Raw genomic sequence first — 14,560 nt, forward strand, 5'->3', positions numbered from 1 at the left:
GGCGCACGTTGCCGCGTGCAGTACACATTTCTGGCTAACGGCAGCATCGGAAGCTTCTTTACCGTGCCATTGGAGCCGCGCCACGAGCGCGGACTGCAAACAAATGCAAAAGGATTTTTTACGGAATGTTCAGGCCGGAGCCCTGAAAAAAGGGCTGGGCGGCCGGGTTGTTGCCACGGCATGGCACGAGATGGCGCCGCGCGCATCTCGTGCCTGGATGAGCATCGAACGATTCGGGCGGGCCGACTACTTGACCGCCACCTCGGAGTGCACCACTTCCGGCGCCTTTGCGAAGAACGGGCCGACCAGCTTGCGCCATTCCTGGAAATCGTCGGACTCGCGAAAATCGACCATATGGTCTTCCACGGTGTTCCAGCGTACCAGCAGCACGTAGCTGGTGTCGCGCTCGACGATGTGGTGCAGCTCAGCGCCGTGGCAGCCCTTGGCGCGCGCAAACAGCGGCAGGGCTTGCTGGACGGCGGCTTCAAACTCGCGTTGCTTGCCGGCGAGAATTTCGATGTGGGCCATTTCGAATACCACGTTGTGCTCCGTTTGGTTGGATGGGGAGAAGACTATAGCCGGTATAGCTGGCAATCCTCGGTGCCATGGCGGGCCGGCATCGGGGTCGTTCGACAGTGCGGGCGCCAACCTTTGGTTGGCTTCGCAAGCCGTGTCCACTTGTGGGCCGCCCCTATGACAACCGCGGCCGCGCGGGCATACTCGGATTCCATTGCCTTGGCCCGGATCCTGCTTGGGCCCTTCAGACGTCACCTCAAGCGAAAGCAATCCATGGATAGCGGAAACGACCACCAGAAATTCTTATACCTCCTGCTGTTCGCCGTCACGCTCGGACTCTGCTGGATCCTCTCGCCGTTCTTTGGCGCCGTGTTCTGGGGTGTCATCCTGGCGATCCTGTTCCAGCCCGTGCAGCGCGCGCTGGTTGCCCGCATGGGCAAGCGGCGCAATCTCGCAGCGCTCGTCACGCTCGCCCTGATCATCCTGATCGTGATCCTGCCCGTCATCTTTGTGGCGGCGACCATCGTGCAGGAGATCGGCGTTGCCTATCAGGAGATTCAGAGCGCGCAGCCGAATTACTCCCGGTACCTTTCGGAAGCGGTTCATGCGCTGCCGACGTGGGTGCAGCAGTTGCTTGCCAAAGCCGGTCTGACCAACATTGCCGGCATCCAGAAGAAGCTGGCCGATGGCGCTGCGCAGATCAGCCAGTTTGCCGCCACGAAGGCGCTGAGCATCGGGCAGAACACGTTCCAGTTCGTGGTGGGTTTTGGCGTGATGCTGTACATGGTGTTCTTCCTGCTGCGCGATGGCACGGAGATCGGCCGCCGCGTGCGCCGCGCGCTGCCGATGGACGAAGAGCACAAGCGCCTGCTGCTGAGCAAGTTCACTACCGTCGTGCGCGCCACCGTCAAAGGCAACATTGCCGTGGCGCTGGTGCAGGGCGCGCTGGGCGGGCTGATCTTCTGGATCCTTGGCATTGACGGCGTGGTGCTGTGGGGCGCGCTGATGGCGTTCCTGTCGCTGCTGCCGGCGATTGGCGCGAGCCTCGTGTGGATTCCGGTCGCGGTCTACTTCCTGATGGTGGGGGCGATCTGGAAATGCGTGATCCTCGTCGCGTTCTGCGGCGGCGTGATCGGCCTCGTCGACAACCTGCTGCGCCCGCTGCTGGTCGGCAAGGACACCAAGATGCCCGACTGGGTCGTGTTGATCTCCACCCTGGGCGGAATGGAGCTGTTCGGCATCACCGGCTTCGTGATCGGCCCGCTGGTCGCCGCATTGTTCATGGCCAGCTGGGACATCTTTGCGCGCGGGCAGAACGAATGATGCTTCGGCCGAATGGGCGGCGCGTCCCGCTCATATGCGCTCGAACCGCAGACCTGCGTGGCGGGTCAGGCGCTCGATAAAGCGTTCATCGAACATCGTGGCCGGCGTCCAGAAACCGCCCGGTCGCCCGATCTTGATGCCGTCTTTCACGTGGTCCAGCGCGAGGCTGGCAGCGGCCTGACCGAGCATCTTGCCGGTCGAGCCGTAGCCCGGGTCGCGATCGCCGGTCACCTTCACGCGCAAGGTGTTGCCTTGATCGGTTCGGCCGAACAGCCGCAGGTCGTAGCGGCCAGCCAGTTGCGCCGCCGGCGTGGGGCCTTCGCCGGGTTTGGGCAACAGAAAGCGCTGCATCACGATGCGAGCGGGCTTGATGACAATGCCCAGCATGAATGCACCCAGGCCGGCCACCATCGTCATGGCTTTCATGCGGCCGCTCAGGCCGTGCCCGGTGATCACCGCTTCGTCATAGAGGAATGGATTGCCATAGGCGTTGCCGGACAAGGCGTTGGAGCGGTGCACCACGCGCTCGTTGATGGCGGCCATGACAAAGGGCGCAATCCACGCATCGAAATCGGCATCGAACGCCGCGCCCCGGACAGAGCGCTGGCGCGCCGTGAAGCCGTGACCCTTGGGGCAGAGCGCATAGGGATCGGCCAGCTCCTTGCGCAAGGCGGGGTCGGCTGCGGCTTCCTGCACGACGTTGATCAGGCTGGCGATCGTGCCGCCCGATGCGCCGCCCTTTAGCGTCTTGACGCGCAACTTCACCTGCGTGGCGGGCGTCCCCCATTGCCGCATGGCGTGTTGCTGCAGAAAGTAGACGCCCATGTCCGACGGCACCGAGTCGAAGCCGCAGCAATGCACGATGCGCGCCCCGGACTGCTGGGCCGTCGCTTCATATGTGCCGAGCATGCGCCTGATCCACTGCGTCTCGCCGGTGAGGTCGCAGTAGTCCGTCCCGCTTTCGGCGCAGACCTTGATCAACGGCTCGCCGTATAGGGCATAGGGGCCGACCGTGGACACCACCACCCGCGTCTGCGCACACAGGGCCTGCAACTGTGCTTCGTTGGCAGCATCTGCCACGATGATCGGGATGGACTCGCCTGCCGCACCCAGCGAACATTTGACCTCCTGGAGCTTCGCTTCGGATCGTCCGGCGATGGCCCAGCGCAGCGTTTCCGCATCCCCCGAAAAGTGTTCGGCCAGGTAGCGGGTCAGGATCTGGCCGACAAAGCTCGTGGCGCCAAACACGACAACGTCATAGTCAGGAGCGGGCATGGGGTCTTCCTTTTTGTTCCATCGTTCGGCAGCAAGCAATAGTGAAGGCGCCGGACCCGTCGAGCAACTCACGGCGCCGGCATCGCTCGACCTGGGCAGATACGCATCCGCCCGGCGTCAGTCCAGGCGTTCGCCAGCCTCCGGCACCTGAAAACTTGTTTCACATTATGGAATTCGCCAGGAATTTCTCCTGCGTGGCCTTCCCGTTTGCTGAAAAACCATTCCGCATTGCAAAATAAATTGTCTATCTCATTGAAAAATAAAGAAAAACTAACTCTTATGTCTTATATAAGACTTTGCTGCGACGCGTCAAAGCCGGCCTACAATAAATCCATGCTGCTCGCTTCGAATTCCGTAGCTGCACACGCAACCGATTCTTCTCAAACGCGCTTTATTTCCAGGAAATTGACATGGCCCAGTATCAAGACGACATCAAGGCAGTTGCCGGTTTGAAAGAGACCCACGGCAGCGCATGGAATGCGATCAACCCCGAGTACGCTGCCCGCATGCGTGCCCAGAACAAGTTCAAGACGGGTCTGGACATCGCCAAGTACACCGCCAAGATCATGCGCGCGGACATGGCTGCCTACGACGCCGATCCGTCCAAGTACACGCAGTCGCTCGGTTGCTGGCACGGCTTCATCGGCCAGCAGAAGATGATCTCCATCAAGAAGCACTTCAACAGCACCGAGCGCCGCTACCTGTATCTGTCGGGCTGGATGGTCGCTGCGCTGCGCTCCGAGTTCGGCCCGCTGCCGGACCAGTCGATGCACGAGAAGACTTCGGTCAGCGCGCTGATTCGCGAGCTGTACACCTTCCTGCGCCAGGCCGATGCACGTGAACTGGGCGGTCTGTTCCGCGAGCTGGATGCTGCCAAGGACGCTAACGCTAAGGCCGCCATCCAGGCAAAGATCGACAACCACGTTACCCACGTCGTGCCCATCATTGCCGACATCGACGCTGGTTTCGGCAACGCAGAAGCCACGTACCTGCTGGCCAAGCAGTTCATCGAAGCGGGCGCCTGCTGTATCCAGATCGAAAATCAGGTGTCGGACGAGAAGCAGTGCGGCCACCAGGATGGCAAGGTCACCGTGCCGCACGAAGACTTCCTCGCCAAGATTCGCGCCATCCGTTATGCGTTCCTGGAGCTGGGTGTGGACGACGGCATCATCGTGGCCCGTACCGACTCGCTGGGCGCAGGCCTCACCAAGCAGATCGCCGTGACCAACACGCCGGGCGACCTGGGCGACCAGTACAACGCGTTCCTCGACTGCGAAGAACTGTCGGCCGACCAACTGGGCAACGGTGACGTCGTCATCAAGCGCGACGGCAAGCTGCTGCGCCCGAAGCGCCTGCCGAGCAACCTGTTCCAGTTCCGCGCCGGCACGGGCGAAGCGCGCTGCGTGCTCGACTGCATCACCTCGCTGCAAAACGGTGCCGACCTGCTGTGGATCGAAACCGAAAAGCCGCACATCGCGCAGATCGGCGGCATGGTCAAGGAAATCCGCAAGGTCATCCCGAACGCCAAGTTGGTGTACAACAACAGCCCGTCGTTCAACTGGACGCTGAACTTCCGCCAGCAGGTGTATGACGCGATGAAGGAAGCCGGCAAGGATGTGTCGGCCTACGAGCGCGGCCAACTGATGAGCACGGAGTACGACGACAGCGAACTGGCAAAGCTCGCCGACGAGAAGATCCGCACGTTCCAGGCCGATGCATCGCGTGAAGCCGGCATCTTCCACCACCTGATCACGCTGCCGACGTACCACACTGCCGCGCTGTCGACCGACAACCTGGCCAAGGAATACTTCGGCGACCAGGGCATGCTCGGTTATGTGGCCGGCGTGCAGCGCAAGGAAATCCGCCAAGGCATCGCCTGCGTCAAGCACCAGAACATGTCGGGCTCGGACATCGGTGACGACCACAAGGAATACTTCAGCGGCGAAGCGGCACTGAAGGCTGCGGGTAAGGACAACACCATGAACCAGTTCCACTGATTCACGGATACGGGTCTCGCCCGAAGCAGAACGCCAACCCATTGCGGGTTGGCGTTTTTTTTTGGAGGGTGGGCAATTCCGACGCAATGCATTGCTTGAACCTGCCGTTTCGCGTCCACCCACAGGACGTTGCGCGCAGATGGGATTGATAACCAAAGCACATCAATCGTTCCGAAAATTGCACTTCTCGTTTGTCGGTCTCCCGGCGAACATTGCCAAAACGACAAGCGCCGTCCAACGGCGTGTTCTTTTTTTTGGCTTCCAGGAGACACCTCGATGTACCCCCCGTCCAGCCTTTCGACCGGGCAATCCAAGGCCGCTGCGGTCTTCCGCGTCACCGCCGGGAATTTCCTGGAGCAGTTCGATTTCTTCCTGTTCGGCTTTTACGCCACGCAGATCGCCAACGTCTTCTTTCCGACCGAAAGCGAATTCGCCTCGCTGATGATGACGTTCGCTGTTTTTGGGGCTGGGTTCCTCATGCGCCCGCTGGGCGCAGTCGTGCTCGGCGCCTACATTGACGATGTCGGTCGCCGAAAGGGCCTGATCGTCACGCTGTCCATCATGGCAAGCGGGACCGTGCTGATTGCGTTTGTTCCCGGCTACGCCACGATCGGCCTGCTGGCACCGGCGCTCGTGTTGCTGGGGCGTCTCTTGCAGGGTTTCTCGGCGGGCGCGGAACTGGGTGGCGTATCGGTGTATCTGGCCGAGATGGCCACGCCCGGCCGCAAGGGTTTTTTCACGAGCTGGCAGTCCGCCAGCCAGCAGGTCGCAATCGTCGTAGCGGCGGGCCTGGGCTTCGCGCTCAACCAATGGCTGAGCGCACCGGCCATCGCCGCATGGGGATGGCGCGTGCCGTTTTTCGTCGGTTGCATGATCGTGCCGTTCATCTTCGTGCTGCGCCGTAATCTTGAAGAAACGCAGGAGTTCAAGGCACGCAAGCATCGTCCGAGCATGAAGGACGTACTCAGCACGCTGGTGCAGAACTGGGGCGTCGTCATCGCCGGCATGATGCTGGTGGCGATGACGACCACGAGCTTCTACCTCATCACGGTGTATGCGCCCACGTTCGGGAAGACGGTCCTGCACCTCAGCACGGCCGACAGCCTGCTCGTCACGCTCTGCGTGGGGGTGTCGAACTTCGTGTGGCTGCCGATTGGCGGTGCGCTCTCCGACAGGATTGGCCGTCGGCCACTGCTCATCGGCATGACGGTGCTGACCATCGCCACTGCGTATCCGGCGCTTTCGTTTCTCGCGCACGCGCCGAGCTTCATGAATATGCTGCTCGTGCTGCTCTGGCTGTCGTTCATGTACGGCATCTACAACGGCGCGATGATCGTTGCGCTCACGGAGGTGATGCCCGTGCAGGTGCGCGTTGCAGGGTTCTCGCTCGCCTACAGCTTGGCGACGGCTGTATTCGGCGGCTTCACCCCCGCCATCTCGACAGCGGCCATTCATATGACCGGCGACAAGGCGGCCCCTGGCTACTGGATGAGTCTTGCCGCCGTGTGCGCTCTCCTGGCGACGTTGACGCTCTATCGCCGCCGCGCGGTGACGTTGGCTCCGGCGCACTGACGCGCAGCACGTTCCGTATATTCACAAGCAACGCACGACTTGGCACGACCCTCACCATGAAGACTCTGTTCCTGAAACTCTGCGCAGCCGCGCTCGTCGCAACCTCGGCAGCTGCAGCTCACGTCCAGGCTGCCGAGCTGCACGTCATGAGCTCCGGTGGCTTTACCGCCGCCTATAAAGTGCTCGGGCCGAAGTTTGCAGCGCAGACGGGCAACACGCTCAACACCGCGCTTGGACCGTCGATGGGCAAGTCGCCCGAAGCGATTCCGAATCGGCTTGCGCGCGGCGAGCCAGCGGACGCCGTCATCATGGTCGGCTACGCACTCGACGATCTGATCAAGCAAGGCAAGGTCATCCCGGAATCGCGCGTGGAACTTGCCGATTCGCGCATCGGCATGGTGGTTCGCGATGGCGCAGCAAAGCCCGACATCAGCTCGCCTGAGGCCCTCATGCAAGTGCTGCTGCATGCCAAGTCGATTGCCTACTCGGACAGCGCAAGCGGCGTGTATATCGAGCGAGAGTTGTTCAAGAAGCTCGGCATTGAAGAGCAGGTCAAGGCGAAGGCGAGGATGATTCCGCGCATTCCGGTGGCGTCGGTGGTGGCCACGGGCGACTACGAGATCGGTTTCCAGCAAGTCAGTGAGCTGCTGCCGGTGCAGGGCGCCACCTTTGTCGGAAAGATTCCGGAGTCGCTGCAGTCGGTCACACGCTTTGCGGCGGGCATTCCCGTTGGGGCACCGCATCCGAAGGAAGCCAAGGCGCTTCTCGACTATCTTGCTTCGCCCGGCGCTCAGGCAGACGTGAAATCGACTGGCCTCGATTCGGTACTTGCGCGTTGAGGCACGGCGCCCGCGTGGCAGGGCAAGCGCTGCTGGCTATGCATCGCTTGCCATCATGCCGCTGCGCTTCGCTTCAATGATCATCCGGTGAAATTCCTCCGCGGCCGGTGTGAGCGCCCGGCCGCGCCGCTTCACGATGCCCACGCGCCGGTTCACCACCGGCTCCACCAGCGGCACGCTCGTGAGAATCGGGTGCTCATGCCCCGGCATGGCCATCGATGGCACCGCAGCGACACCCAGCCCCGCTTCAACCAATCCCAGCATGGTCGTGACGTGCCGCGTCTCGCAGACGCTCGGCGCACGCGGCGCCACGGCCGACAGCGCCTGGTCCAGCAGCAGGCGGTTGCCGGAGGTCTTGTCCACTGAGACGTATTCGTGTTCGTAAAGCTCGTTCCACGTCACGCGCTTCTTTCGGGCGAGCGGATGATCGCGCCGGCATGCTGCAACAAACCGCTCCTGCAGCAGCATCTTGAACTCGATCTCGGACTCTTGGCTGCCCATGAAGCTCACGCCAAAATCTGCCTCGCCGCTGATGACGGCCCCCAGCACTTCGTTTGCGCTCGCATCGAGCAGCTTGACCCGGATGCGTGGAAAGCGGCGGTGATAGTTCGCAATCAGGTTCGGCAGAAAGTAATAGGCCACCGACGGCACGCATGCGATGGTCACCTGCCCGAGGCGGCTCGATGAAACGTCGCGGATACCGAGCAGGGCGACGTCGAGATCGTCGAGCAGTTGTTCAGCGCTGCGGGCAAACACGCGGCCGACGGTGGTGAGTGTGACGCTGCGGGTGGTGCGCTCAAACAGGGGCACGCCGAGCGCGCTTTCGAGCTTGTCGATCCGGCGGCTCAACGCGGGCTGGGAAATGCTGATCGCCTCGGCGGCCTTCCGGAAGTTGCCCAACTCCACCACCGCGCGAAATGCCTGCAAGTCCGTCAAATCGAAATTGATGCTCACCGGCCAGCCTCCACATCCCAGATGCGCAGCATTTTGCGCGATTTATCACGGGGTGACACGTCTCCAGCGGCCCGCGGCGTGGCCCGCCCGGTTGGATGCTTTGGCTCGGGCGGCAGGTACCAGACGCCGATCAACTCCGACGGCGGCCAGTTTGCGCGACTGCTCGGTCTGTAGATCGGGGGCGGCGCTCACGTAAGGCTAGCCAACCGTGGCGTAGTCAACGCGGTTGCGGCCTTTACGCTTGGCTTCGTAGAGCGCATCGTCCGCAGCCTTGGTCAATGCGTTCAGCGACGGGAAGCTCGCGCGCCGCGCGGTCGCGCAACCGACGCTCACGGTGAAAGGGGCCAAACCTGCGTCGCCGACGGACGCGCCGGCGCCTTCCACTTCGGCACGGATCGCTTCGGCGATCCGCGTGGCACCCGCTTCGTCCGTATCGGGCAACAGCACCACGAATTCCTCTCCGCCGTATCGGGCCGCCAGGTCGCGGCGTCGTCGCGCATGCTTGGAAATGCACTGGGCGAGGTACTGAAACGCGACGTCGCCCTGAGCATGGCCGTGCGCGTCGTTATAGCGTTTGAAGTGATCGGCATCGATAAAGAGCACGGACAGCCGACTGTCATTCCGTTGCAGCCGATCCCACTCGTTCTCCAGCGCGACATCCAGGGCGCGCCTGTTCTTCAGCCCGGTGAGCGGGTCGGTTTGCGTCAGCTCACGCAGGTGGTTTTCCGCCATCACGCGGCCCCGCAGCGCAAACGCCAGGAGCCATACGCCTGCGCAGAAGGCGAGGCTGACCGACAGCGACGACAACCCGACGATCCACGACAGCCGCTGCCACGGTGCAAGCGCGTCGCTCATGGCGGGGGCAACGACCGCGATGAACGGTGTGCCCGGCACGCGTTGAAACGTGTAGAGGCGCAGCACACCGTCGCTGGACGACGGCGCCACATAAAAGCCGGACTCCTGATTCACCATGCGCGGGAACGTCAACGATTTGTTGAGATCGGGTGCCCGAGCCGCGCTGGGCGGCGGATTTCTCGCCAGCAGCGTGCCGTCGGTGCGCACGATGGCCGTAACGCCGCGTGGCCCCACATCGAGCTTTTCAAGAAGCTGCTTGAAGTAATCGAGGTCGATTGCCACCAGTGCGGTGCCCGCAAACGTCCCATCCCGCCGGTCCATCCTTCGGCTCAGCGCGATGGCCTCCACGCCTGCGCGTGACCGGGCCTTGTAGACGCCGGACACATAGAGGCCAACGTTTGCGTGATCGCGATGGACGATGAAGTAGTCGCGGTCGCTGAAATCCCAGTGGTGCGTCACAGAGCAGCATCCGTCAACGAGTTGGCCCTTGTCGTTGGTCACGCCCATGCCGGTGACATACCGGGCAGAGGCCGTCGGGCTGAACAGCAGATCGTGCCGAACCTGCGGATCGAGGTTGCGGATGCCGGGTTTGTCGAGTGCGCCTATCAGCGTCTGCAGCGATTGATCTGCCGATTCAACGGTGCGCGAAATGTGGCTGGCCAGAACGGCAGCGACATTCTTCGAGGTGTCGTGTGCGTGCTCGATGGCCGTTTCGCGGTTGGCCTAAAGGGTCAGCACGCTGATTGCCAGGACAATGAATGTGAGCAGCGTCCCCAGCGCACCAACAACAAAGGGATGGTGGCCTGCCGATGTGGCCAGCCGTCGGGCGAGGGGGCGAAGGTGCATGTCGTGGTCTTGGGCGACGACAAACCGCACCTCAGCCTGGTCGACGAGGCATCGGGCGATCGATCTTTGGGACGGTTTGGATGCGTGTGGGGCACGCCGTCACCGCTGGTTATCGGCACAAGACACCAAAACTGCAGCCCGGCGAGCGGTTGACGTGGTTCCCGCTCAGCGCAAGGGCGCGGAAGAGGGCAGGCGGGCGTCAGTGCCCCCGCCTGTCGCCTGCCCCGCCCCGCGCGCGGCTCACTGCGCAAGCGCCGCAGCGAAATCGCGATACGTGCCCAGCGGCCGCCCCAGAATGCTGGTCAGGCGCTCGACATCGCCCGCCTGCGGCACCATGCCGTCGCTGACATAGCGTTCGGCCATCAGGCGCATCTCATAAGCCATCCATTTGGGCAGGAAGTTGGTCAGGTTGCTCTCGAATGCGGTCGGGTCGTCGCCGCCGTAGGCCACGGGGCGGCGGAGCGTTTCTGTCCAGATCGAGGCCAGTTCGGGGCCCGTCAGCGTATCGGGGCCCACGAGGTTGATGGTCTCGACCGGCAGCTTGCCCGGTGCCGCGTCCCGGCGGATCAGCTCGATGGCCGCGACTTCTGCGATGTCGCGCGTGTCGACCATCGCAACCCCCTTGCTGCCGATCGGCATCGGGTAGACACCATGGTTGACGATGACGTCCTTGACGATGTGCTCGTTGTCCATGAAGTAGGCCGGACGCAGGATGGTGGCGCTGAAGCCCATCTGCTCGATCATGCGTTCCGCGCCGGACTTCACCGCAAAGTGCGGCACGTTCACGAAGCGCTCGGCATGCATGACGGACAGATAGACGACGCGCTCAACGCCCGATTCGCGGGCAACGTTCAGTGCAATGAGCGCCTGGGTGAATTCGTCCCCCGCGACCGCGTTGAGCAGGAACAGCGTCCGGACACCAACGAAGGCACGCCGGAGCGAGTCGAGATCCAGCATGTCGCCCTGCACGACGTTCACGCTGGCCGGGAAGTCGGCCTTTGACGGGTCGCGCACCAGCGCGCGCACGTCCGCACCGCGGTTGGCAAGTTGATGGACGACTTGGCGGCCGACGCGGCCGGTAGCACCAGTAACGAGGATGGTCATCATGTTCACTCCTTGAGTGGGTTGGGTTCCCAGTCAAGGTAGATGATCCATGTGTGGTTCGGAAGATGCTATAAATGGACAGGGTATCTCACTGGTGGGACACATGGATTTGCTTGCGCTTGCCGATTTCAACCTCGTCGCCCGACATGGAAGCTTTGGCGAGGCCGCCCGCGCGACGGGGCGTCCGAAGGCCACGTTGTCTCGCAGGGTCTCGGAGCTGGAGGGCAGTCTCGATCTTCGGCTGTTCGAGCGCGGATCACGCGGGCTCAAGCTCACCCAGGAAGGGCATGCGCTGTACGAGCGCACGGGCACGCTGCTCACCGAGATTGCCGAGACCGCCGCTGCAATTGCTTCGGGAAGCGAGCGGCCACGAGGGCGTTTGCGCATCAGCGCGCCCATGCTGTTTTCGCAGGTGGCCATGGGTAAGCTGGTGGCCACGTTCGCGTTGAAATATGCCGAGGTGCAGTTGGAGGTGACCACAGAAGACCGTGGCGTCGACATGATCGAAGAAGGATATGACCTGGTGATCCGAGTCAACCCGGACCCGGACGAAAGCCTGATCGGACGAGTGTTCTTGCGTGATCGCCTTGTCGTTGTGGCAACGCCGGAACTGGAGCGGCCCTCCGGCAAGGCTGTCGTGCCGGCCGTCCTTCGCGGCGCGGGCACAGGAAGCGCCGCCTGGGACGTCACCGGGCCCTACGGAAAGTCCCGCATCGCGATCCGGCCGGTCGCGCAGTTGTCGTCGCTGATCATGGTGCGCGACACGGTGCGGCTTGGTGTGGGGGCCGCTTGCCTGCCGGTGTCGCTCGTGGCCCACGATCTGGAGGCCGGCACGTTGGTGCATTGGGGCGATGTGGACGGCCCCGATATCGCGCTATGGGCGCTTTACCCTTCCAGGCGGTTGCTGAGCGCCCGCGTTTCCGCTTTTCTCGAGCACCTCAAAGATGCGTTCCCGACCGGCACGCCCCAAGAGCTGGCGGCCTATATGCATTCCTCACCATAGGAATATCCGGCGATAGAGCCTCGGAGTTTCCGCGCATTTCCGGCAATGGGCCATGCGCGATATCTTCCGCCTCGGTGTGGTTCAGTCCGAGCATGCGCAGCAGTGCCGATGCCGCCGGCTCCGATTGCGCGTCGATTTGCACGCCTGCCGCCACGGCGGCGAGGACAGTGCTGCCAACCGAGATCAGGCTAACAGGCGCGACTGTGCCTCGCGTTTGCGACGCGGCCCACGCGGCTCTTTTTCTTCAAGGGCGGTGGCCGCAGGCGTTGCCGCTGCAGCGGCTGTGGCGTGTCGTACGAGTTTGCCAAGAACTGGACGCTGGTCGGCACCGTCGCCTATCTGCCGCGCAAGACCACATCGACCATCACGCTGCGCAGCCAGGCAGGCCAGGTACCGCCCGTCAACAAGACGGAAATCGACGTGAAGCCCGTTGTCTTCAGCCTGAACGTTGGATACCGGTTCTAGCGGATCGAGAAACCTCGGGGTGGCCAGGCACGCCGGCCGATCTCTGCGTGACTAGGTCAGGGAATGCAACTACTGGGAATGCATGGAGCGACCAGGCACAAAGCCATCGATGATGTCTTCGGCCATCTTCGCAGCCGCACGTTTTGCCGTCCCGATGTTGTCCCATTGGGTTGCCGGCAGTGGGAAGATTCGGGAGCGCTCCGTGCTCGGCGGCTCCCCTTCCTGACAAATCAGCACAGAAGCGCTGTAAGACCGATCCGGACGCCGTTCATGCCATTCACGAGGCGGATCGAATAGATAGATCAGGGGGTAAACATCGAACCCCTTGTAGCGGCAAGTCGGATAGGCGTCCACAGCAATCTCCGTAGAAAGGGGTGGCTCCACTGTACGCGCATTCCGCTCGCTCCATCGAACTATCCACGAACAACCAAATGTGGACGGGGCGGCTTCAGCGTGCTACGTGATCCAGCAGGTCTGAGCTCGCCCTCCCAGGGTTGCACGCGCATATCCAGGGTATGGTCCCCCTGTGCCGTTTTCGCGTGGAGGCTGTCTCGGATCACTTGCCCGATGGCCAGGCGACACAAGGTTTCAACGCTGGCCATGGCTGCGGACGCCAGATCCGGAGCGCTTGCCAACACCCTGAAGGACCGCCTTCCTTCACCCACGAAACTGGTGAACTGCACGCAGTTCGGCTGCCCATCGCGGATGAAGCCAACCGTAATGGAATACGCCATGCTCTTTGCCGCTCCGGGAAGGGTGCAGAGAAAGCTGGTCTTATCGGATGCATGAGTCATCTTGTTTCCTGGCTGGTCATGCAAGGAACACGCCTCGCCAACTCAGTATCAAAAAGAGCCACGGGCCACAGAAATACGTCGCGCGTATTACAGAGACGCCACCGATTCGCCGGGTATCAAGCCATTGATGACGTCCTCGCCGAACTTCAGCGCGCCCCGCCTTGCGGTCCCGACATTCTCCCAAGCGGTCGGTGTCATTTGAAAAACGCGCGAGTGTTCGGCTCCAGGTTGATGACCTGCGCGGCAGATCACCACGGATGCGTTGAACGTACGGTCGAGGCGCTTGCGCGGCCATGACTGAACCGCCTCAGTCCTGTACACCAATGGATACAGGTCGAAACCCTTGTACGTGGCTGACGGGCTTGCATTCATGAATGGCTCCAACCGATGGTGGGCGTGGTCGACACCCCGGCGGGGCATCGACAGTGATTGTGATCGGCAACCCGCTGATTGGCCTGGTCGGCTATGACGCCACCCCAAGATGATCGACGGTGATCACGAGCATTCGATCTCCACGGTCCGCTTGGGCATGCATGCCCAACTGCGCCCGCAGAAAGCGGTCAAGCATGCACTGCAGCTGACAAAGGTCTTGCTGATCTGCGTGCATCAACTGATTCATGACATCGTGCGTGAATGCGATCGTCAGCGTTCTCACACGCCAGATACGGCTGTCGAACTCAGGCACCTGCCAGTTTGCCGCCAGCACACTCGGCCCGGAGTGCCAGGTTCGCACGTCCTGCCCGGTAATTTCATCCAGCACCGGTTTGGTAAATGCGACAAGGTCGAGCATCACGGATCTCCATGACTTACATCGCGAGTCGCGAGCATCAACAGGCAAGTGTCCGTGTGCGGAACAGGCGAGGATGACAGCGTGCAGGGCTTGGTCCAGGGCAGGAGGCGCTCCCGAGCGCCGTGATCCTAAGTGCGGGTAACTTTGCTTTCGTACTCACGGAAGCAAGAACTGGAGCGCCGCGGTCGGTGCCCCACTGTACTCCCATAAGTACACGGTGGCGTGAC

General features: G+C 62.4%; 15 protein-coding genes. 6 read left to right on the forward strand and 9 right to left on the reverse strand.

Translation table 11 applies throughout. The annotated features are described in order from the left end of the window. Positions 1 to 246 precede the first annotated feature (246 nt). On the reverse strand, positions 247 to 528 hold the full coding sequence (locus CFE42_RS11430; protein ID WP_004629803.1) for an antibiotic biosynthesis monooxygenase family protein: 282 nt from the start codon (positions 526 to 528) through the stop codon (positions 247 to 249). Positions 529 to 789: 261 nt separating this feature from the next. Here CFE42_RS11430 and CFE42_RS11435 point away from each other — a divergent pair, with 261 nt between their 5' ends. Continuing rightward, on the forward strand, positions 790 to 1,839 hold the full coding sequence (locus CFE42_RS11435) for an AI-2E family transporter (protein WP_004629802.1): 1,050 nt from the start codon (positions 790 to 792) through the stop codon (positions 1,837 to 1,839). A 30-nt stretch (positions 1,840 to 1,869) separates the two neighbouring features. Here CFE42_RS11435 and CFE42_RS11440 read toward each other — a convergent pair whose 3' ends face one another. Then, on the reverse strand, positions 1,870 to 3,114 hold the full coding sequence (locus CFE42_RS11440) for a saccharopine dehydrogenase NADP-binding domain-containing protein (RefSeq protein ID WP_004629801.1): 1,245 nt from the start codon (positions 3,112 to 3,114) through the stop codon (positions 1,870 to 1,872). A gap of 410 nt (positions 3,115 to 3,524) precedes the next feature. On the opposite strand from CFE42_RS11440, the gene CFE42_RS11445 reads away from it, so the two are divergent. From CFE42_RS11445 to CFE42_RS11455, 3 genes are all read left to right on the forward strand, one after another. Further along, positions 3,525 to 5,111 carry an isocitrate lyase gene (locus tag CFE42_RS11445; protein WP_004629800.1) on the forward strand — a complete coding sequence of 529 codons (1,587 nt, stop codon included), beginning with the start codon at positions 3,525 to 3,527 and terminating at the stop codon, positions 5,109 to 5,111. 276 nt (positions 5,112 to 5,387) lie between these two features. Continuing rightward, a complete protein-coding gene (locus CFE42_RS11450; RefSeq protein WP_004629798.1) occupies positions 5,388 to 6,683 on the forward strand; it encodes an MFS transporter in 1,296 nt (431 codons plus the stop codon). Between the two features lie 56 nt (positions 6,684 to 6,739). Then, positions 6,740 to 7,522, forward strand: coding sequence for a substrate-binding domain-containing protein (locus CFE42_RS11455; protein WP_004629793.1), 783 nt, complete (start codon positions 6,740 to 6,742; stop codon positions 7,520 to 7,522). Between the two features lie 36 nt (positions 7,523 to 7,558). On the opposite strand, the gene CFE42_RS11460 is transcribed toward CFE42_RS11455, so the two are convergent. From CFE42_RS11460 to CFE42_RS11470, 3 genes are all read right to left on the reverse strand, one after another. After that, entirely contained in the window at positions 7,559 to 8,476 is a 918-nt protein-coding gene (locus CFE42_RS11460) for a LysR family transcriptional regulator (RefSeq protein WP_004629792.1), read from the reverse strand. 198 nt (positions 8,477 to 8,674) lie between these two features. Continuing rightward, positions 8,675 to 10,036, reverse strand: a complete 1,362-nt coding sequence (locus CFE42_RS11465; protein ID WP_238563748.1) for a sensor domain-containing diguanylate cyclase — start codon at positions 10,034 to 10,036, stop codon at positions 8,675 to 8,677. A gap of 381 nt (positions 10,037 to 10,417) precedes the next feature. Beyond that, on the reverse strand, positions 10,418 to 11,281 hold the full coding sequence (locus tag CFE42_RS11470) for an NmrA family NAD(P)-binding protein (RefSeq protein ID WP_037043985.1): 864 nt from the start codon (positions 11,279 to 11,281) through the stop codon (positions 10,418 to 10,420). Between the two features lie 103 nt (positions 11,282 to 11,384). Here CFE42_RS11470 and CFE42_RS11475 point away from each other — a divergent pair, with 103 nt between their 5' ends. After that, complete coding sequence (locus CFE42_RS11475; protein ID WP_037043936.1) at positions 11,385 to 12,284, forward strand: LysR family transcriptional regulator; 900 nt, start codon at positions 11,385 to 11,387, stop codon at positions 12,282 to 12,284. 288 nt (positions 12,285 to 12,572) lie between these two features. Then, positions 12,573 to 12,749 (forward strand): hypothetical protein, encoded by a 177-nt coding sequence (locus CFE42_RS11480; protein ID WP_004629783.1) that lies wholly within the window; start codon positions 12,573 to 12,575, stop codon positions 12,747 to 12,749. Between the two features lie 69 nt (positions 12,750 to 12,818). Here the strand turns inward: CFE42_RS11480 and CFE42_RS11485 are convergent, their stop codons facing one another. From CFE42_RS11485 to CFE42_RS11500, 4 genes are all read right to left on the reverse strand, one after another. Further along, positions 12,819 to 13,103 (reverse strand): hypothetical protein, encoded by a 285-nt coding sequence (locus tag CFE42_RS11485; RefSeq protein ID WP_004629782.1) that lies wholly within the window; start codon positions 13,101 to 13,103, stop codon positions 12,819 to 12,821. A 59-nt stretch (positions 13,104 to 13,162) separates the two neighbouring features. Next, positions 13,163 to 13,543, reverse strand: a complete 381-nt coding sequence (locus tag CFE42_RS11490; RefSeq protein WP_004629779.1) for a hypothetical protein — start codon at positions 13,541 to 13,543, stop codon at positions 13,163 to 13,165. Positions 13,544 to 13,630: 87 nt separating this feature from the next. Then, the gene (locus CFE42_RS11495; RefSeq protein WP_004629776.1) at positions 13,631 to 13,915 is read right to left on the reverse strand and encodes a hypothetical protein; all 285 of its coding nucleotides are present in this window, start codon (positions 13,913 to 13,915) and stop codon (positions 13,631 to 13,633) included. A gap of 91 nt (positions 13,916 to 14,006) precedes the next feature. Continuing rightward, positions 14,007 to 14,333: a hypothetical protein gene (locus tag CFE42_RS11500; RefSeq protein WP_004629775.1), complete on the reverse strand. Its 327-nt coding sequence runs from the start codon at positions 14,331 to 14,333 to the stop codon at positions 14,007 to 14,009. Positions 14,334 to 14,560 lie beyond the last annotated feature (227 nt).

This window comes from Ralstonia sp. PBBBR1, assembly GCF_002256165.1.
GTDB lineage: Bacteria > Pseudomonadota > Gammaproteobacteria > Burkholderiales > Burkholderiaceae > Ralstonia > Ralstonia thomasii.